The organism is Candidatus Neomarinimicrobiota bacterium (assembly GCA_018651745.1).
Taxonomy (GTDB): domain Bacteria; phylum Fidelibacterota; class Marinisomatia; order Marinisomatales; family TCS55; genus JAAZYX01.
Genome location: JABIDL010000022.1, coordinates 45,684 through 64,816 on the forward strand (window position 1 = coordinate 45,684; position 19,133 = coordinate 64,816).

18 protein-coding genes are annotated in these 19,133 nt (G+C 38.5%); 6 read left to right on the forward strand and 12 right to left on the reverse strand.

Annotated elements, in window-relative coordinates:
* Positions 1–12: 12 nt before the first annotated feature.
* Together HOD97_03740 and HOD97_03745 are read right to left on the reverse strand one after the other, a co-directional pair.
* Positions 13–912 (reverse strand): glycosyltransferase, encoded by a 900-nt coding sequence (locus HOD97_03740; protein MBT4280714.1) that lies wholly within the window; start codon positions 910–912, stop codon positions 13–15.
* Positions 909–1,997 (reverse strand): glycosyltransferase, encoded by a 1,089-nt coding sequence (locus HOD97_03745; protein MBT4280715.1) that lies wholly within the window; start codon positions 1,995–1,997, stop codon positions 909–911. The genes HOD97_03740 and HOD97_03745 overlap by 4 nt, the downstream gene beginning before the upstream one ends.
* 179 nt (positions 1,998–2,176) lie before the next feature.
* Between HOD97_03745 and HOD97_03750 the strand changes: the two genes are divergently transcribed.
* The gene (locus HOD97_03750) at positions 2,177–3,817 is read left to right on the forward strand and encodes an LTA synthase family protein (protein MBT4280716.1); all 1,641 of its coding nucleotides are present in this window, start codon (positions 2,177–2,179) and stop codon (positions 3,815–3,817) included.
* 7 nt (positions 3,818–3,824) lie between these two features.
* On the opposite strand, the gene HOD97_03755 is transcribed toward HOD97_03750, so the two are convergent.
* The 3 genes from HOD97_03755 to HOD97_03765 are packed head-to-tail and all read right to left on the reverse strand — an operon-like array spanning position 3,825 to position 7,360.
* On the reverse strand, positions 3,825–4,937 hold the full coding sequence (locus tag HOD97_03755) for a glycosyltransferase (GenBank protein ID MBT4280717.1): 1,113 nt from the start codon (positions 4,935–4,937) through the stop codon (positions 3,825–3,827).
* Positions 4,934–6,379 (reverse strand): oligosaccharide flippase family protein, encoded by a 1,446-nt coding sequence (locus HOD97_03760; GenBank protein MBT4280718.1) that lies wholly within the window; start codon positions 6,377–6,379, stop codon positions 4,934–4,936. The genes HOD97_03755 and HOD97_03760 overlap by 4 nt, the downstream gene beginning before the upstream one ends.
* Before the next feature lie 18 nt (positions 6,380–6,397).
* Positions 6,398–7,360 (reverse strand): peptidoglycan bridge formation glycyltransferase FemA/FemB family protein, encoded by a 963-nt coding sequence (locus HOD97_03765; protein MBT4280719.1) that lies wholly within the window; start codon positions 7,358–7,360, stop codon positions 6,398–6,400.
* A gap of 123 nt (positions 7,361–7,483) precedes the next feature.
* Between HOD97_03765 and eno the strand changes: the two genes are divergently transcribed.
* Together eno and HOD97_03775 are read left to right on the forward strand one after the other, a co-directional pair.
* A complete protein-coding gene (eno, locus tag HOD97_03770; GenBank protein MBT4280720.1) occupies positions 7,484–8,761 on the forward strand; it encodes a phosphopyruvate hydratase in 1,278 nt (425 codons plus the stop codon).
* On the forward strand, positions 8,758–9,102 hold the full coding sequence (locus tag HOD97_03775; protein MBT4280721.1) for a septum formation initiator family protein: 345 nt from the start codon (positions 8,758–8,760) through the stop codon (positions 9,100–9,102). Before eno ends, HOD97_03775 begins: the two co-directional genes overlap by 4 nt.
* Here HOD97_03775 and HOD97_03780 read toward each other — a convergent pair.
* The 7 genes from HOD97_03780 to HOD97_03810 all read right to left on the reverse strand — a co-directional run bounded on the left by HOD97_03780 (position 9,099) and on the right by HOD97_03810 (position 15,203).
* Positions 9,099–9,689 (reverse strand): hypothetical protein, encoded by a 591-nt coding sequence (locus tag HOD97_03780; GenBank protein MBT4280722.1) that lies wholly within the window; start codon positions 9,687–9,689, stop codon positions 9,099–9,101. The genes HOD97_03775 and HOD97_03780 overlap by 4 nt on opposite strands.
* Positions 9,690–9,692: 3 nt before the next feature.
* A complete protein-coding gene (locus HOD97_03785; protein ID MBT4280723.1) occupies positions 9,693–10,418 on the reverse strand; it encodes an OmpA family protein in 726 nt (241 codons plus the stop codon).
* A 3-nt stretch (positions 10,419–10,421) separates the two neighbouring features.
* Positions 10,422–11,228 (reverse strand): motility protein A, encoded by an 807-nt coding sequence (locus tag HOD97_03790; GenBank protein ID MBT4280724.1) that lies wholly within the window; start codon positions 11,226–11,228, stop codon positions 10,422–10,424.
* A gap of 68 nt (positions 11,229–11,296) precedes the next feature.
* Positions 11,297–12,121, reverse strand: coding sequence for a rhomboid family intramembrane serine protease (locus HOD97_03795; protein MBT4280725.1), 825 nt, complete (start codon positions 12,119–12,121; stop codon positions 11,297–11,299).
* Entirely contained in the window at positions 12,118–12,990 is an 873-nt protein-coding gene (locus tag HOD97_03800) for a hypothetical protein (protein MBT4280726.1), read from the reverse strand. The genes HOD97_03795 and HOD97_03800 overlap by 4 nt, the downstream gene beginning before the upstream one ends.
* Before the next feature lies 1 nt (position 12,991).
* Positions 12,992–13,696 (reverse strand): DNA repair protein RecO, encoded by a 705-nt coding sequence (gene recO, locus HOD97_03805; protein MBT4280727.1) that lies wholly within the window; start codon positions 13,694–13,696, stop codon positions 12,992–12,994.
* Positions 13,697–13,736: 40 nt separating this feature from the next.
* On the reverse strand, positions 13,737–15,203 hold the full coding sequence (locus HOD97_03810) for a proline--tRNA ligase (protein ID MBT4280728.1): 1,467 nt from the start codon (positions 15,201–15,203) through the stop codon (positions 13,737–13,739).
* 100 nt (positions 15,204–15,303) lie between these two features.
* Here HOD97_03810 and HOD97_03815 point away from each other — a divergent pair, with 100 nt between their 5' ends.
* Genes HOD97_03815 through HOD97_03825 form a run of 3 tightly spaced genes read left to right on the forward strand, consistent with a single transcriptional unit; the run spans position 15,304 to position 19,075 of the window.
* Positions 15,304–16,893: an amidohydrolase gene (locus tag HOD97_03815; GenBank protein ID MBT4280729.1), complete on the forward strand. Its 1,590-nt coding sequence runs from the start codon at positions 15,304–15,306 to the stop codon at positions 16,891–16,893.
* A 14-nt stretch (positions 16,894–16,907) separates the two neighbouring features.
* On the forward strand, positions 16,908–18,332 hold the full coding sequence (locus HOD97_03820) for an amidohydrolase (GenBank protein ID MBT4280730.1): 1,425 nt from the start codon (positions 16,908–16,910) through the stop codon (positions 18,330–18,332).
* Positions 18,329–19,075: an RNA methyltransferase gene (locus tag HOD97_03825; GenBank protein MBT4280731.1), complete on the forward strand. Its 747-nt coding sequence runs from the start codon at positions 18,329–18,331 to the stop codon at positions 19,073–19,075. The genes HOD97_03820 and HOD97_03825 overlap by 4 nt, the downstream gene beginning before the upstream one ends.
* Positions 19,076–19,133: the final 58 nt, after the last annotated feature.

A 19,133-nucleotide genomic window follows, 5' to 3' on the forward strand; every position in this document is an offset into this window, starting at 1 on the left:
GATATCTGACAATCATTTATTTGAATTTCTCGCACCTTTAATAACACTATAAATCACTTGATAGCGTACCAACAAATAGCTATTAATAAACCTATCTAAAATGGGTACCAAAATCCCAATAATGGGGTTGAAAAACAGATAGCCTTTCATGGTATTAATCCAATCGCCTCCTAACTGTTTTTTGTACTTCGGAAAAGCATTTATCAGACGAGGAAAATTGGTTTCTCCATAATATTCCATTGTTTGTAAAAAATCCTTTAAACTACGCTGGTGGTGATGCTCGCTGAATGCGTTTGCAGAGGTCCTCAATCCATTGGGAAAGGATTCCCAAATGCGAATTGCGAGTTCAGTATCTTCACCTCCATAAGAGACGTAATCCTCGTTAAATAACCCAACTTTTTCAATAACAAATCTTCTCAAGGCCGTATTGTTGAAGAGAAACCATTGAAAACCCAAAATGGCTTCTTTGGAAAATTGACGTGCGCCACGGATCGACGAATAAAAATAATGATCAAGTTTATTGGGTTTTACATCAGCGGGCAAGCGGCAATCTCCAACAACGCCAACGATAGATTTATCTTCAAAACGATTGCGGAATATTTCCAACCACGTTGATCCAACTGTCATATCACTATCAAGGAAACAAAGAATTGAACCATTAGATACGCTAATCCCTGTATTTCTTGCTACAGAAAGTCCGCGATTATTTTCTAAGGATTGAATCAAAACATTCGGATGATTTGCAAATTCCATAATCTTAGAGCTGGTACTATCTGTTGACCCGTCATCCACCAATATCACTTCAAATGTCTCTTTATCAATGGATTGGTTTAAGACACTTTTGATGCATGGCTCTATTGTATTTTGAACATTGTAGCAGGGAATTATAATAGAAAAAGTGACTTTTCTCATTTGATCCACCCTTGTTCTTCATAAAAGGTATAAAGCATATCCGTGGTTTTAAATAAGTCGTGGTGATTAATAACCCAATCCTGTCCATGTTTTTTATGATCCATTATTTTTTGAGGATTTTGAAGTAATCCTTTTAGCGTAGTATAAAGTGAGTCACCCGTAACATTGACGAATGGATGGTCTGGAATAAAATCCACATATTCCGGAACAAGCTCGGTAACGCAGCAAAGCCCCATTGACAATCCCTCTACAGAGTTCATACCATAACCCCAGCCTCCCCTGTTGTGGACCTGATCAATCAATATATCACAGTTTTGTTTTTCCTTCAGCACTGTTTCATTTGGAAGATTTTCCAACAAAATAAATTCAATACCTTCTTCCTTTTCGAGTTGCCTGCAAATGGGGATAATAGTCTCGCTACCTTTGTAATATCGATTTGTTGGAGCATGGCATATTTTTATTGGTTCATTAATCTCAAGCGTGGGATAAAACTTGGCCGTATCAAATGGAAGATAAAGATAGTGAATATCCGGATGTTTTTTCAACAAATCTAATTCGCTTGTTAGGTTGAGTTTGCTCATTTTATCAATGGGGGATATAACGCCCCGAGTCCTTAAATCTTGCCCGTGGTACGTACAAACGATTGGAATGCCTTTTTCCGATATTTTTTTTACAAATCGCCCATCTCGATAAAACTCCAATCCCCATTCAAGATGAACAATGTCAAAATCAAGAAGATTAAACTTCGCAATGGCGGGTTCTACCCAAAAATGCCAAAGCCAATCTCTAAATTTGAAATAAAGTTTTTCCATCTTAGAATTTGGCGACCATTCGGGAGGATATCCAATTTTCTCTTCGTAATCTCCGGCGTCACCACGAACTTTTTTATAATACTGATGCCTTCCCTCCATATACCATTTATTCGCTGCAACTAAAGGCAAGTTTAAACAAATACCGGGGTCATACTCGCCTCTAGTGGGATATAGCGTTACGAAAGTGCATTCGTTTCCTCGAGATTCGTGTGCTCGTTTCCACAAATTTAATGTGCCAACTGTATTTTCTGGAGCGATGTATAATATTTTCATTTTTAATTATTGTTTTCCAAGAAACAATGTGCAGAGTTCAATTAGAGCGTGTAAAATTAGATAATATGTTTGGAAAACTATACCAGAAGATCGCGATTTTTTTTGCGCCCATTAAACTATTTTTTTCAACGAAGCAGTTTTTTGGTTTTTTTCCGATAATAATATCCAATGTATTATTTGTGTCCGAAATAGTTGATTTGGTCGGTTACAATGCTTTGCGGGTTGTCTTTTCAATTGTTGCCTTTTCAAATTGCTGCTTGTTACTACTTGTGCTTGTTCAAAATTACGGGTTGCGTATTTTAGGAATTGCTATTTATATCCTGTTACTCTGGTCTAATGTATTGCATTTCAGGTATTTTGGTTCCACAATACAATTAGGCTCTCTACTGAATTTTGAGTTTCTGCCTTACTTGGGTTCTCAAATTCAATTGTTAATGCAATGGTCTGATTATATTTATTTACTAACATTTATTGTAAGTGCGGTTTGTTTCAGTGACACTGGGAAACTATCTAAAAAAAATCGAATCCCCACAATCATTTTATTCACAACTATTTGGCTAGGACTTCAGATATTTCAGTATTTTGCTGAAACGCAAAGCCCGCTTAACTCTGCCCGAAAATTCAATGAACCATACACACGCTGGGATATCTATAAAGAAATTCGGTTTGAAAGCCGAAATCATTCCGGAAGTATCTTACAGTTTGGATTTTTATGGACATATGCGATGGATTTTTATCGATTAAACAATTATAGAGATTCTGGAAAAATAATATCAAAAGAAAATTTCCTGATTGATATTCCTAAAAATAGTCGAAGAAACATTGTTGTTATCCAAGTTGAATCTCTTGATAAACGTGTAATTAATCACGCTGTTAATGGCAAGCTGGTCATGCCCTTTATGTCTCGTTTAACAAAGCAGTCATTTTATTTTTCTAAGGTATTTGCACAACATTCAAGCGCTGGCGGGACATCCGATGCTGAGCTCTGTCTGCTTACTTCACAATATCCTCTTGGATTTAAAGGTGCTTTCTTTGCCAATAATTTAGAAAAACTTCCTTCCATCCCGACTATCTTAAACAGAAATGATTATGTTACATTAGCTTTCCACGGCAATTCGGGCGCATATTTTAACCGCAAACAAGGATTCCTGAAATTGGGATTTCAGAAAACTTTCTTTAAAAATGATTTCGTGATTAATGACCCAGATAAGTGGCATGCATTAAAAGATTTAGATTTTTTGCGCCAAGTTCAACAAACACTTACCGCAACTAAATCCCCTTATTTTGCCTACATTCTTACTCTAACCAGTCACACACCATTTGATCTCATTGCTGAAAAAGATTATGTAAGTGACTTTCAATTAGAAGATAGGGTCGTGCAAAATTATTTTAATTCCATGGCCTATGTGGATAAAGCATTGGAAGAATTCATATCTACTATTCAAAAAATGGATCCAAATACGCTTATCGTTCTTTTTGGTGATCATTGCGCGAATATCCATGAAGCGGAATATAAATCCTACAAATTCAAAGGACTGGAGCCGATCCCCCTAATTATAATAGACCAGAGAATAGAAAATAAAAAAGATATTTTGACTGCGGGCTCTACCCTTGATATTGGCCCCACCTTATTTGATTACCTTGGAATTCAGGATCCAGAATTCTGGCAGGGGAAATCATTGCTCAATGAAAACAATAGCGAAAACACTTTCATTTTTGGTTCCCCTTATTATTTTGACAACGAGGGTAAACAGAGAAAATTAGCAGATCATAACGTTGATACTGAAGCATTATACAGAATTCGGGAATACGTCTGGTGAGTGGGCATTATATATTTTGAATCAACGATGTGTAAACATCGAATAACTGGGTTTCCTGTGCTTCCCAATGAAATTTTTCAAGGAAGGCTTTGTAACCATTTTCACTATATAATTCATATTGATCCTCATTTTCAAATAGTTGAATAATTCCTTTTGCCAAAGCTTCATAGGAATCTACTTCTACACAAATTCCGCAATTTATGCTATCAATGTATTTTCTTGATGGTGGAAGATCAAACGATAGGATTGGCAATTTGCACGCGCTGAATTCAAACATCTTAATCACAATGTTATTCCGGAATTTGTCAATATTGTAAAAAGGCAAAAGCCCAATCGCACTTTGAGAAATCCGTTGGGGGATTTCTGTATGCGAAATCGGCGCAGAAATATTTACATTTTGCGATAAATCATATTCTTTTACAATTTTATGAACTTGCTCTTCTTCCTCAGGATAAGAAAAGTGCCCTACCAAATCAAGAGATGCATCAGGATATTTTTCTACAACCAGATTTATCGCATCAATCATTAAAAACAATCCTCTTTCTTTGCGCAATTGGCCGTGATGCACACAGGATAAAGGTCGGCGATTTATTGCGCTGTCGTCCATGATGAAAATATCTTTATTGGGATAATTATAAATTAGAGCACAAGAACCTTTAGCTTGATAATAATCATATAGCCAATCATCGCTGGCAATGAAAAAATCTACATGAGGCAAAAACCAATTTTCCAACTGACGAATACCCAAACCCAATATTTGCGGAATAGGAATTGGCTTTCTTGAAAATTCCCGGTACAAAGCACTCCAATCTTCCGCTGGGTCATAAATAATTTTTACACTATTGTCAGATTTGTATTTAACAGCGGGTGGCAATAAAAGCGGTTCGGTTACTTGAATGATGTCGGGTTTAATACTTTTTAGTTGATTAAAAATCCACGCGGAGTCTTTGGTTTGATCTTCGCGGTTTTTCCCAATAATGTTAACATCGTTAATCGTTTCTTTTTGAATGCGGGGATTTATAATTGAAATATTTGCAACCTTATTAATTGACCGGGCAAGCTTATAATAAATACGATCATCGTAAGGATTAGGATTAGTCGTTAATAAGCAAATGTTCATTTTTTCAAACCTATTCGCGATTGTAAAAACTGTTTTTCATCTTGCGTGAAAAATCCAGAAACCCATAATAATACAGGAAATAATCCGAGATTTAGTAAACCGATCTGCCACGTTTCCCCGGTTCCCATCCAGCTGAAGAAAAGAACGCTGCCAACAAGAACAATCCGTAGCAATCTTTTCCATTCCCAGTAGAGCGGGTAGAACCGCACGACCACCAAATACTGAAGAACAACCATCGTAAAATATCCTGCGAGCGTTGCAACAGCTGCAGATTTATATCCATACTTTGGTATCAATATCAGGTTAATTATAATGTTGATGACAGCCGCACAACCATTTAAAACCGGTATCCATTTATTTTTCTTTTTTATATAAATCCCAGGTAGCTGCACCAAAAACGCTCCCAAAAAAATATAAGCGAGCAATATGATCGGAACAATACTGAGACCGTCCCAATAAATCGGGCTTATAATCGGTTTCCCATAAATTGGAATGCGAACCAAATATTCTATAAAAAAGGATAAAAACAGAAACAGAAAAGTAGTAACCAAAATTAAATATGTTCCTGCGCGAGCAAATAATTTAGGAGCATCTTCTTTGTCTGCTTGGCTCAAATAATATGGTTGCCAAGCAAATTTAAATGCCATCACAATAATGAGCATAAAAATCCCTAGGCGATAACTGGCGCTATATAAACCAACAGCATTTTCATTAACTAACCATTTTATCATATATCTGTCTATCAGTTCATTCAGAATACTGGCCAATCCCGATGGAATATATGGCAGGGCAAAAATGAACAATTCATTCCACCATTTTTTATGAAAATGAAACTCTAGAGATTTTATAATTGTAGGTAAAACAAAAACAAAAACTGCCGCTGATGCAATTAGATTGCTGATCAAAATAAATTGAAGATCTAAGTGCAAGATGCCAATCCACCAAACATTTAAACCAAGAACAATTAATACATGGATCAATTCTACTGAAACAAATTTGAACGGTTTGTTTTCTAATCGAAAAAGTACTTTGGGTAAGGAAATCAGAGTATCAAAGGCAAGAATACCAACCGAGAGCTGAATTAATTTTACATATTCAACTCCCACAGTAATGCTTGCGATCGAAGTTCTGAAAAAATAAAGGGTGAATCCCAACACTGAAGTTGTGAAAAGAAGCCAGATAAAGCTGGTAGAAAATATTGATTTTTTATGATCATTATATTTTTCCATCCCCCGAAACCGCATAAATGCGACATCCATTCCATGAGTAAAAATGATATTGGTAAAGGCAATAAAAGCATACACAAGTGAGACAACGCCGAATTCTTCAGGCGATAACCGGTGTGTGTAAAGCGGCAATAATAAAAAATTTATAAACCGAGTAAAGAAATGCCCAAACCCGTAAACAATTGACTGTTTGCCTAATTTAAGTAAAGATGACATATCAATGATTAATTGAAACTACAAACGAATTGCAAGCGTATCTCGGAAGACGCCGCTGGCGCCAAAATTTTCCTTAAATCGGGCCAATCCTCTGTTGGGCGCTCCGTTCACAGTAAATGTGCCAAAATCAAAAGTAGTAATACCGTTATTAATCGCCCATTTAAAAATGGAAAAAAATAACAAATTAATAGGCCTATGCTCTTGAAAAGATTCATCATGACAAATATAAAACGCAAGGGCGACATTCTTCTTTACAAGGAAATTGACCACGCCCGCGATCATATCATTGCCCAAGTATGCGCCGAATAAAACAATTTTGTCAGGGAAAAATTCTGCGAGCACCTTTAATTCTTTAAGTGAATGGGTCGGTGAAACATTATGTCTAATGCTCAGATTTTTTTCAAGAATGCCGTAAAAAATATCCCAATCGTTGCTTGGTCTAATTTTAACACCTGATTTTTCAGCCTTCCGAACCGCAGTGCGGTGGGTCGGTTTGAACTTTTTTAATATCAATTCTTCTGATGATTCTAATTCAAGAATGCTGGTCACATTCCTTTGATCATATTCAAATCCTTTTGACAGGAGACAAAAATTCATGTACTCAGATGGACTCTCAAGGTAAATCATGGGAGGAGGTGTGAGTCGAATACCATCAAATCCAGTCGATTTTGCATACTCAATTAATGTATCGGTAATTTCTTCAGCATCAGAAAATGTTAATCCGCTTTGAACAATCAACGATCCAAAGGATGCCCCAGGGTGTGAATGAAGAAATCTGCCAGAATCGTTAATAACTTCGGCAGCGGGAAATAACGCTATTGGAATTCCCTTTTTCAAAAGAATCAGGCTATGATCCTTGAATCGTCCAGATGGATGATAGCTTAAAAACTTTCGCGTATGGAACAAAGTTCCGTTATTGGACTGGGATATAAAATTATCCCACGACTTTGCGTCCTTCTCGTTATAGGGTTTGATATTCATCAATTTATTCGAAATGAAACTAATAATGCCGAGGGTTAGTTCCATAGATAAACAGTTGTTTCAATCTAACTTGTATCTCGGGAACAGTCCCATTAATTTGATATCCTAGCTTTAAGGCAAACAATGGCAGAAATCCTTATACAAAACGTTATAGCAAGATCTATCCTTGATTCTCGAGGAAATCCGACAGTGGAAGTGGATGTCATTTTATCTGACGGAACTCTGGGACGCGCTGCGGTTCCATCCGGTGCATCTACCGGGACCTACGAAGCTGTAGAAATACGGGATAAAAATCCAAAAAAATACTTAGGGGAAAGTGTTGATATTGCTATACAAAATGTCATATCCCATTTATCGCCTGCTGTTATTGGACTCGATCCTAATAACCAATCGAAGCTAGATAAAGCATTAATTGATGCTGACGGTACAGACAATAAATCAAATTTAGGTGCAAATTCAATTTTAGGTGTTTCGATTGCAGCCGCAAAAGCATCCGCTACGAGCAAGGGTATTCCTCTTTACAAACATTTATCAAGCGGTTTAAATCCTCTCCTTCCCATTCCAATGATGAATATCCTTAACGGTGGAACCCACGCCGACAACAATGTAGACATACAGGAGTTCATGGTGTTCCCCGTAGAAGCCCATTCATTTTCAGAGGCGCTACAAATGGGCACAGAAACATTCCATCATTTGAAATCCGTCTTAAAAAAGCGCGGGTTAAATACGTCGGTGGGAGACGAAGGTGGCTTTGCACCTAACTTGCGTTCTAACGAGGAAGCTGTGGAAATCATTTTAGAAGCGACTGAGCAGGCAGGGCATTCTCAATTGCCGCTCGCTTTGGATGTTGCGGCTAATGAAATATATGAAGATGGAAAATATCAGCTCAGATCTGAAAATAAGTCGTTATCCTCAGAAGAAATGGTGGTTTATTTAAGTGATTTAGTAAACCAATATCCTATCATTTCAATAGAAGATGGGTTGAACGAGGATGATTGGGGCGGCTGGAAATTGCTAACGGAAGAGCTCGGTGGAAAAATCCAAATAATTGGAGACGACCTCACCGTAACCAATCCTAAACGACTTGACCGGGCCATTAACGAAAATTCAATGAATGGAATCTTAATAAAATTGAATCAAATTGGAACACTTACCGAAACTTTGGCAGTCATTGAACAAGCCAAAAATGCAGGTTATAGCGCCGTTATTTCTCACCGATCCGGCGAGACCGAAGATACAACTATTGCCGATGTTGCCGTAGCAACCGCTGTCGGACAAATTAAAACGGGATCGGCGTCAAGAACAGATAGAACTGCAAAATACAATCAATTGATTCGGATTGAAGAAGAACTTGGTAGTGACGCTATTTTCGCCGGTATGAATGTGTTGGGAAAGTCATGAGGAGGCGACAAAAAATAAGAACGGCGAACAGAAATAAATCATCCGCAAATTTGCAAAGAAAAATCATTCGGGCTTTTCTAATCCTTGGCGGCGTAGCGCTTTTAATAATTTTTATTTTCGGGGACCATGGCGTTCTGCAACTTTACCAATTACGCAATGAACGCGCAGAAACTCAAGAACAGATTAATTCACTTCGGAATCAAAGAATTAAATTAGAAAGTGAAAAACACAGGCTGGAAACTGATTATGATTATATTGAACAACTAGCCCGTGAAAAATTCAGAATGGCGAAAAAAGGTGAAAAAGTATTTAAAGTAATCGAGAAAGATTCAGGATCTTAAAACCCAAGAGAGAAATACACTCGATCGCCACCCATTTTCCCGGTACACATTAATTCAACCCCTTTTGGTTTTGATTTAAAATCATAAATCAATTCTGCCATCACAGATTTTTTGGGCCCGATAATTGCAAGGTCTTGATGTTTACCCTCAAATGGATTTAACTCGCCTTTCCTTTCTCCGGACTCTTTTAATTTTATGAGAGCCATCGCCGAAAAATCTAAATCCTTAGATTGGTGAGTATTGGTAATTTTTAGCTTTAACTTAATGCGTTTCCCATTTTTATCGGCACTTATTAGTTTATATTTTGCATTATCTGCGGACTGTTCTTCTCCGATTGCTAGCGCTACCCGCCCTTCCTCTAGATATTCAATAGGGATATAAAATTCTAATGTTGCTTTTACAAATTTCCCCGATCTGTCTTTCTTTAGTTTTATAATTTTTGTTCCGGGATAAATTTGCCCAACTGCAGATTTTTTATTTACTCTTGGGTTTGGATAAACGCCTGTTTTTTTAATTACTTCTGTTTCCTGCCCTTGAATCATCCAAAAGGAAGCTGTAAAACAGAGGATAGTTTTTTTCCAAAACATATCTTATAGCGTAAGTGTATTTGTTTTTATAAAAGCATCAAGATATATCTCAACGCGTCTGTTTTTTGCCCTCGCATCTAACAGTTCTCCATTTGCTTTCCCCATACCGTTAATATCCACAGCAGGCCGAAATTCGCCATACCCCATTGCTGAAAATTTACTTTCTTCTATACGTGAAAAGTCGGATAACAATTTTACAATATTCAAAGCTCTGGATGTGGAAAGATCCCAATTGGATTTAAATTTTGCACGGGCGGGTAGCGACAAATCGTCCGTATGCCCCTCACATCGTATTTCTACATTCAGGTAGCCTCCGCGTTTTTCAATAGCAGATAAAAGATTTACGTATTTATCATCATCGTAAACATTTAACACTTTTGATACACGAATAATTCCGCCTATCTGCCTTAGCAAAGGATAGACAATCGGCTGCACTTCAGCATCCATAGATTGAAAAAGTTTGCCACTAGCCATGGTGATTTTGACTCCTTTTGTTACTCTATCAACTGACACATAAGATGATTCCACATTTTCTTTGAGTTGAATATATGTTTCGTCTAATAACATATTTATAACTCTATCAATGTGTTTTTCAGCATCGTTAAGGATAACGAGTAATAAAATGAAGAATGTTAATAACAGCGTAACAAGATCAGCATATGTTATCGCCCATGAAGTGCTTTGAGCCTTGGCCTCTTTTGCCGTGGTACCGTAATCGCCGGAGCTCATTTATCAATCCTCATCTTGTCGTATAGATCTAGGAACAAACGTCATAAGTTTTTCACGCATTAGAATGGGGTGTTCTTTGGCATGAATACTTATAATTCCTTCAACAACAATATTTTTAAGCATTATTTCTTCTTGAGATTTACGTGTCAGTTTTCCACCAATCGGCAAAAAAAGAAGATTTGCAAGAAGCACTCCATAAAAAGTTGTAATGAGTGCTAGCCCCATTCCACCTAGAAGTTCTGCAAATTTTTGAGCGACATCAAAATTCATACTGTCCACCTCACCGGAACCTCCAAAATTATTCATCATCACAATAAGTCCCATTACAGTCCCCAACATTCCAAACGCTGGCGCATACGCTCCCATGTAGAAAAATATTTCCTGTCCCATGCCGTGACGTTGTTGAATGTTATTCATTTCCAGGTTTAAGTAATTCCTTAATCGGCCCGGATCGCGTTCGTTAATGGCAAGCTCAATCCCGCTCTTTAAAAAATGATCCTCAATTGTTGGTAAATCCGCTTCCAAAGAAAGAACACCATTTTTCCGTGCTTTTTCTCCTTTTTCAACTAATTCGGTAATTGTACCAAGATAATCATGATTATCAGCTATGAAAACATTCTTGAATACTTTAAACAGCCCCAAAACATTTTTTAGTGGATAATTAACGAGAGTGGCTGCAAGGGTTCCACCCAATACTATTAATATCGAATTTCCATTGAAAAACCAGTAGAGATCTCCACCTCCACGAAGCACACCAACCACAATGATGGCTATACCTGATAAAAGTCCTATTGCTGTCCCAAAATCCATTTTCGCTCCAAACTAATCATGTTTTGAATTATTTACGTTATGATATTGCAGAAGAGTCGGGCAAGATATCAATCTTTTTTCTCTTCCTCGGATAAGAGTTGGCTAATTTCTTGCAGTCTTTCTTTTTCGTAGTCGCCGAGGCCCTGATACCCAGATTGATTCATTTTATCAAGGATTTGGTTCATTTCTTGTTTTAACATGGTTCGGCGCTGTTCTTTTCGTTCCTCTACTTGAGATTTAATATTGACTACTTTTCGCCTAAAGTTAATAGACAATCCTTTCCAATAGTGTGAATATTTTAAATATATATATCCAATAGCCATTCCGGACAAATGGGCTAAATGACTAATATTTGATGTGGCTGTCATTGAAGATAGGAACGCAACTACTCCCAAAAATATTACAAGCCATTTCACTTTTACAGGAATAATAAAATATAAAAGAACGGTGCGGTTGGGAAACATGAGTCCGTAAGCAAGCAATACACCATATACCGCACCACTCGCGCCAATAAGGATTATTGCGGAGTTTCCTGCGTTTACTAATAACCAAATCAATCCTGATCCAACTCCCGTAAGAAAATAATATTTGAGAAATTCCGACCGCCCCCAGATATTTTCCATTTCTGACCCAAACATCCATAAAACAAACATATTGATAGCCACATGCATAAATCCACCATGAATAAACATGTAGGTAATCGGTTGCCAGATTTTTGGCCAAACGGTGCCGGGGGATAATCCAAATATTGTACTTAAGTCAATTTGATTTTGACCAAACGTAGATAGTGCCCACAATCCCAGATTAATTGCAATCAAGGTTTTAATTGCATCTGTAAACATTCGTGGTCGATGCGGAATATTCCCATGTTCAGATTGAAATTGATATCTCATTGGGCAAGTAAGGTTAGTGATTTTTTTAGTTTATTTTTGTTAAGGGGATTCAATAAAGGCGTCATTGCGCTTGGTGAAGCCTCCGGAACATTAAGCTGAGGCATCGTGAAAAGTTCTACGCTAATACCTAGTTTTTCCTTGGACATGAGCGCTCCATATAGCGTACTCACAAAAAAATCTCTCGGTAAAAAACCTGAAATATTGTCAATGCCGTATTCAATGAGCCCATCACGAATAATGGTTGCGCAACTGCGATTCCAAAACTTGAAGTCCCTATATTTTTCTGGATGCTTCGGGTCAGTTGGGGTAGAATGTATGGTTTTAAGTTCGCGATGGTAAATGCCTGCTAATTTATCTGTATCTATTCCGGTAAGTCTCAATACATGAATCGTTCGCATGAAGTTCCTACCAAATTTATCATAATAATCTCGACCATCCACATCCAACTCAAACATTCCACTTTCGGGAGAGGGAGCAAATTCTCCCAAGGCAGGGCGATAAAAATATTCCTCACTAGTGATAACTTCATTTTCATTTAACAAGTGCGAAAAGTTAAATATTTCGCCATTCACGCTTATGGCATTATGACCAAAGGTTGATGTCCGATATTTAACCAACCGTTCATTATAATATAAATCAACTACCGGATTAGCGGGGTCGGGGTCGTCCGGCCACATAATGATAATAGGCTCTTCGCGCATATAATCTTTTTGCGAAAGTTCGCGAGCGAAAACCCGCTTATCTTTCCAATGAGATAAATATCCATCCCATATTATCCTGTCTTTATAGTATTTTTCTCCATCTGACCCTTCCACAAATGTTTCAGAATCCGAATGGCGTAAAATACCCCTAATGGTTTTCTCACTCATTTTATTGGACTATTTGTCTCATCACTTTGATTGCATTTAGTTCTCCCAAACCGTCAAAGTGAATCCGAAAATGGGTAGTGAGGTAGTTACTTATCGCTTTGCGATCGCTTGCCGGGATTTTGAAAGATTCAATTTCTTTGACAAATGAACTCTCCGAAATTCGGGTGGTCTGTAAATAGGTTAATATATTCATAGCATTGTCTGATTTTACCAAACCTGAAGAAGTAGATATAATAAACTTATCTGCTTTAAGATCCGGTTTGAAACCCAAAATTTCCAGCAACTTTAATTGATAATACCAAAACACCATATTCAACCTGATTGGTTGTGTGTCCACCAATCTAAGAACGTGAATCATTTCTTCAAATAAATCTATGTGAGGATCTTCTCCAGTGAGTGTTTTATCAGTTATTTCGAGTATAGCCATTCCATAAGATATTTTTTTCATATCATCCTGAATCATCGACCATCTCTCACGGAACCCTATTTTAGACATGGTATGCAAATCTCTGTTAGGCTTATGATAAAACATCAAATCTAGATAAGACAACGGCTGAAGATGGGCAGAAGATGTTGACTTTTTTCTGCGCGCACCTCGAGCAATAATACTGATCTTCCCATAGTCCTTTGTAAAACATCTGGCAATGATGCTGGTATCACCATAGGGAAATCGTTTTAAGACAACAGCCGGCGTGGAAACAATCATGCGCGGGCTTTATCCGACGCTATCCAATTAGAATTAATTGCTAATATGCCTTTGCAAAAACAACTTCATGTTTTGCCGGTTCCCCGGAATAAATACAATTCAATCCCTTTGGATTACTATCAATAGGAATACAGCGAATTGTAGCTTTGGTTTCGGTTTTTATGGCCATTTCTGTTTCTTCGGTGCCATCCCATCCACATCTTACAAAACCACCGCTATCTTTAATAAAGGATTTAAATTCATCATATGAATTAATTTTTTGTGTGTTTTCATTTCGGAAAGATAGAGCCTGCTGATATAAACCATTTTGAATTTCATCAAGAAGCTGAGAAATGGTCGCTAAAATAATTTCTGATTTAATGGATGTTTTATCTCCGGTATCTCGCCGAGCTAATACAACCGTGCCGCCTGCAACATCTCTTGGACCAACTTCCAGCCGAAGTGGGACACCTTTCATTTCCCAATCGTTAAATTTAAACCCCGGGCTTTCTTCTCTATTATCAACTTCCACCCGAACACCACATTTTAATAGCGTTGCAACGATAGGTTTAATAAAGGTACCCACAGTCGTTTTATCTTGATCTGTTTTTCCAATCGGAATAACAATGACCTGAACAGGTGCAATTTTTGGCGGAAGTCGAAGCCCCTTATCGTCACCATGTGCCATAATAATTGCGCCAATTAATCTAGTACTCACTCCCCAACTTGTTGCATACACAAGCTCTTCTTTATTGTCCTTTGTTTGGAATGTGACACCAAATGCTTTAGCAAAATTTTGTCCCAAGTTATGTGATGTTCCTGCCTGCAATGCGCGCTTATCCCCCATCATTGCTTCTATGCAATACGTTCTATCGGCTCCGGCAAATTTTTCCGATTCAGACTTTATTCCTGTCAACACAGGTAATGCTAAAAAATCTTCCGCAAGTTTTCGGTAAATCTCAAGAATCTTCAGAGTCTCATCCTCCGCTTCTTCTGGGGTAGCGTGGGCAGTATGACCTTCCTGCCATAAAAATTCAGTCGTGCGAAGAAAAAGCCTAGTTCGCATTTCCCACCTTACAATATTCGCCCATTGATTGATTAATATTGGGAGATCGCGGTACGATTGAATCCACTTTTTATACATCGACCAAATTACCGTTTCTGACGTAGGACGAACGATAATCTCTTCTTCTAACTTTGAGTCCGGATCCACAACCAGATCATCATCAATCATTTTCAAACGAGTATGAGTTACCACGGCGCACTCTTTTGCAAACCCTTCGACATGTTCTGCTTCTTGTGCTAAAAATGATTTTGGAATGAAAAGTGGGAAATAGGCGTTTTGATGCCCAGTTTCTGACAACATATTATCTAAAGATTGCTTAATATGCTCCCAAAGAGAAAAACCGTACGGCTTAATAACCATAGTTCCTTTTACGGGACCATAATCTGCAAGCCCGGCTTTAATTACCACATCGGTGTACCATGTGGCATAATCATTACTTTGTGGGGTAACTCCTTTAGACATAAAAAACTTTTTTTTCTTTTGATGATAAGTTCTGAAATTAGTAGGGTTCAATAAACCAATCAAAGGAATTGTACCCTCTTTATTACAATGGGAAAAACACATGAAACTAATATTAATTTTACTTAATCTGATGATGATGTCAGCACAACCTACAATTCTTTTTAAAAATTGCAACATCTACGAAAACCCGGACGTGAAACAAATTTTTGTAAAAGATGGTAAAATAATTTCATTCAATAATAGTGAGGGGTTTGATCCGGATATTGTTTTTGATTTGCAGGGAGGATTTGTATATCCAGGGTTTGCAGATGCCCATTTACATTTAGCCGGGCTCGGTGCATCTTTAGAACAAATAAACCTTGTAGGTACAACAAGTCCAGAGGAAATCTTAACGTTGCTAGACAATCACCTAGTTGATGATGATCATTGGATTTCGGGCCGAGGTTGGGATCAGAATGATTGGATAAATAACGAATTCCCAACCAAAGAAATGTTGGATTCGATCGTACCAAATATTCCGGTTTTCCTACGGAGAATCGATGGTCATGCTGCATGGGTCAATTCTAAGGCGCTAGAGATTGCCGGGATTACAAACGAAACACTTAGTCCAAAAGGCGGGCGAATTCTAAAAAACAACCGTGGAAATCCAACAGGGATTTTCATTGACAACGCAATAGATCTTATTTCTTCACATATTCCAAAAGATGATATCAATGATAAAAAAAGGCAAATTATAAAATCACAAGATTTTCTCATTAGCCTAGGAATTACTTCAGTTCATGAACCTGGAGTAAGCGCCTCAGTTATCGAAGCTTTAAAGCAACTGCGGGATGAAAAATTAATGAAAATTAGAGTTTATGCTATGCTGGATGATAATCCAAAAGTGGTCAATCCATTCCTGCAATCCGGCCCTGAAATTTGTAATTTTCTTCAATTCAGATCCATAAAAATTTATTTCGATGGAGCGCTCGGATCACGAGGTGCTGCATTAATTGAACCTTATTCAGATGATGGGTTAAACAGAGGATTATTTCTAACTGATCCGGATTCCATTAGGACGAAAGTAGCACAATTTAACGCAGCTGGATTTCAGGCAAATATCCACTGTATTGGAGATCGAGCAAACCGGGAAGCTTTAGATATTTTTGAGATCAATGGAACGCCAGAATTGCGAAACAGAATTGAGCATGCACAGATTATTCACCCTGACGACATTCCCCGTTTCAGGCGCCTTGGGGTAATTCCATCTATGCAACCAACACATTGCACCAGTGACATGCCTTGGGCCGAACTGAGACTTGGACCTCATCGGTTAAAGGGTGCGTATGCTTGGCAGTCTTTGATACAGGCAGGGTCTATGGTCCCCGCAGGATCAGATGCTCCGGTTGAACATCCGGATCCTCTTGCTGGAATTTATGCGGCTATCTCACGACAGAATAAGTATGGCGAACCAAAATCTGGATGGATTCCGAAAGAGCGGATGACTATAAAACAGGCTATTTCAGCATTTACTGAGTGGCCCGCTTATGCATCTTTTCAAGAAAATAGTTTGGGGAAAATAGAAGCAGGGTTTTTTGCTGATTTTACCGTACTGTCTCAACCGATTGAATCATTAAATAGTACCGAAATTTTATCAACAGATGTTTTATTTACAATTGTGAGCGGAACGATTGTTTACACAAAACCTTAATAAAGGATAATACCATGCTTATAAAGAAATACATACCAAGAATTGCAGTAATATTTATGTTGTTCCATTTGGGTATGGCGGAAGATACTGTTTTGCAATTTCTGGATGGAAAATCCGAAAAATATGCGGCAATGTCCTATACAATCTGGAGTTGGGCTGAGGTTGGATATCAGGAAGAGAAAACAACGGAGCTCATGCAAGCCCATCTACGCGATGAAGGATTTTCAATAAACGCTGGTGTAGCAGATATCCCAACAGCTTTTATTGCCAGCTACGGTACCGGAAAACCGGTCATCGCCATTTTAGCCGAAATGGATGCGCTACCTGGATTGTCGCAATCGGCACAGCCAGAGAGGTTACCCATAAAAGAAGAAATGCCGGGACATGCCTGCGGACACCATTTGTTCGGAACCGGATCTATAGCCGCTGCTGTAGCAGTAAAAAACTGGATGGATGTAACTGGTGCAAGCGGAACCGTTCGGCTGTACGGCACACCTGCAGAGGAGGGCGGGTCGGGGAAAGTGTATATGGTTCGCGCTGGGTTGTTTAACGACGTCGATGCTGTTTTACACTGGCATCCATCCGACCGTAATGATGCAAGTCCCTCATCTTCTTTGGCTAACAAATCTGCAAAATTTCGCTTTAAAGGTCGAGCGGCTCATGCTGCGGGCGCGCCGGAAATGGGAAGATCAGCTTTGGACGCCGTTGAAAGTATGAACTATATGGTGAACCTCATGCGGGAACATTTACCGGAACCTGCGCGGATTCATTATATTATTACCAAAGGCGGAGATGCCCCTAACATCGTCCCCGAAAATGCTGAAGTATATTATTATGTGAGGCACCCACAAGTGGAAGAAATGGAAAAGATTTGGGACAGAGTCATTAAAACAGCAGAAGCAGCGGCAATCGGGACTGAAACTTCCCTTCAATACGAAGTTATGCATGGAAATCGTCCATTACTGCCAAATCACCCTTTAGCCAATGTAGTATTGGAAAAATTAACTCAAGTTGGAGGTGTGTATTATTCTGAAGATGAAACTGCATTTGCTAAATCCATAAGGGCTACTCTTGATAATCCCTGGCGTGAATTGGGAAGTGAAAAAGAGATTCAGCCGTTTGAAGAAAAAACCGGACGGGGATCTACTGATGTTGGTGGAGTATCGTGGGTTGTGCCGACAGCCGGGCTCAGAACGGCAACTTGGGCGCCGGGGACACCAGCACATTCTTGGCAAGCTGTAGCGTGCGGGGGAATGAGCATTGGACATAAAGGAATGATTAATGCAGCGAAGGTGCTCGCACTAAGCGCTGTACACCTCTATCAAAACCCAGCACTCATTCAAGACGCCTGGAAAGATCTTAACGATCGCCGTGGGCCTAATTTTGAATATTATCCTCTGTTAGGCGATCGCGATCCTCCGCTCGATTATAGAAAATGAATGAAAAGGAAATAAAGAGGCTCACGTCTCTTCACATAAAAAAATACAGGGATGAGCATAAGCAATTCCTGATTGAGGGTAAACGGATTATAGCGGAAGCGCTTGAATCCGGCGCGGATATTGTAAAGCTATATTCAGCATCTGAATTGGAAGAATCCATAATTACGGCGGCTAATGATCACAAAATTCCAATTGAAAATGTTGATGAACGCCTAGCTCAAAAAATCTCAAGCACTGTTTCGCCCTCCGGAGTGTTGGCATTGTGCAGCATACCCAAAAAAGACATTTCCTCTATTCAAAAAAATGAAAATTGTATTTATCTTGATTGCGTAAGAGATCCCGGGAATTTGGGAACCATCGCTCGGACGGCCGTATGGTTTGGGGTAAAGCACATTGTGTTATCAGAAACCTGTGCCGATCCGTACAATTCAAAAGTGGTTCGTTCAGGAATGGGTGCACATTTCTATTCCAATTTTTATTCTAAAATTTCTACATCCTGGCTACACCAAAATACAAGAAAGATTTTGGTCGCAGAAATAGGCGGAAAATCCATAAATAAATTCAAATCCATCGCAAAACCTTGGGTTTTAGTAATGGGGAGTGAGCCAAAAGGTGTTTCAGAAGAAATCCTCATTGAAAATTATCAAGCACTTTCAATCCCAAAAGTTGGGTATGGTGAATCTCTAAATGTTGCAATGGCTGCAGGAATTATTTTATCTTCTCTCAATAGAGAAAAAATGTAACTATTTCCTAATTCAGAATGAAACCCTTAACTTCCATGCTTATGACAAAAAAAGAACC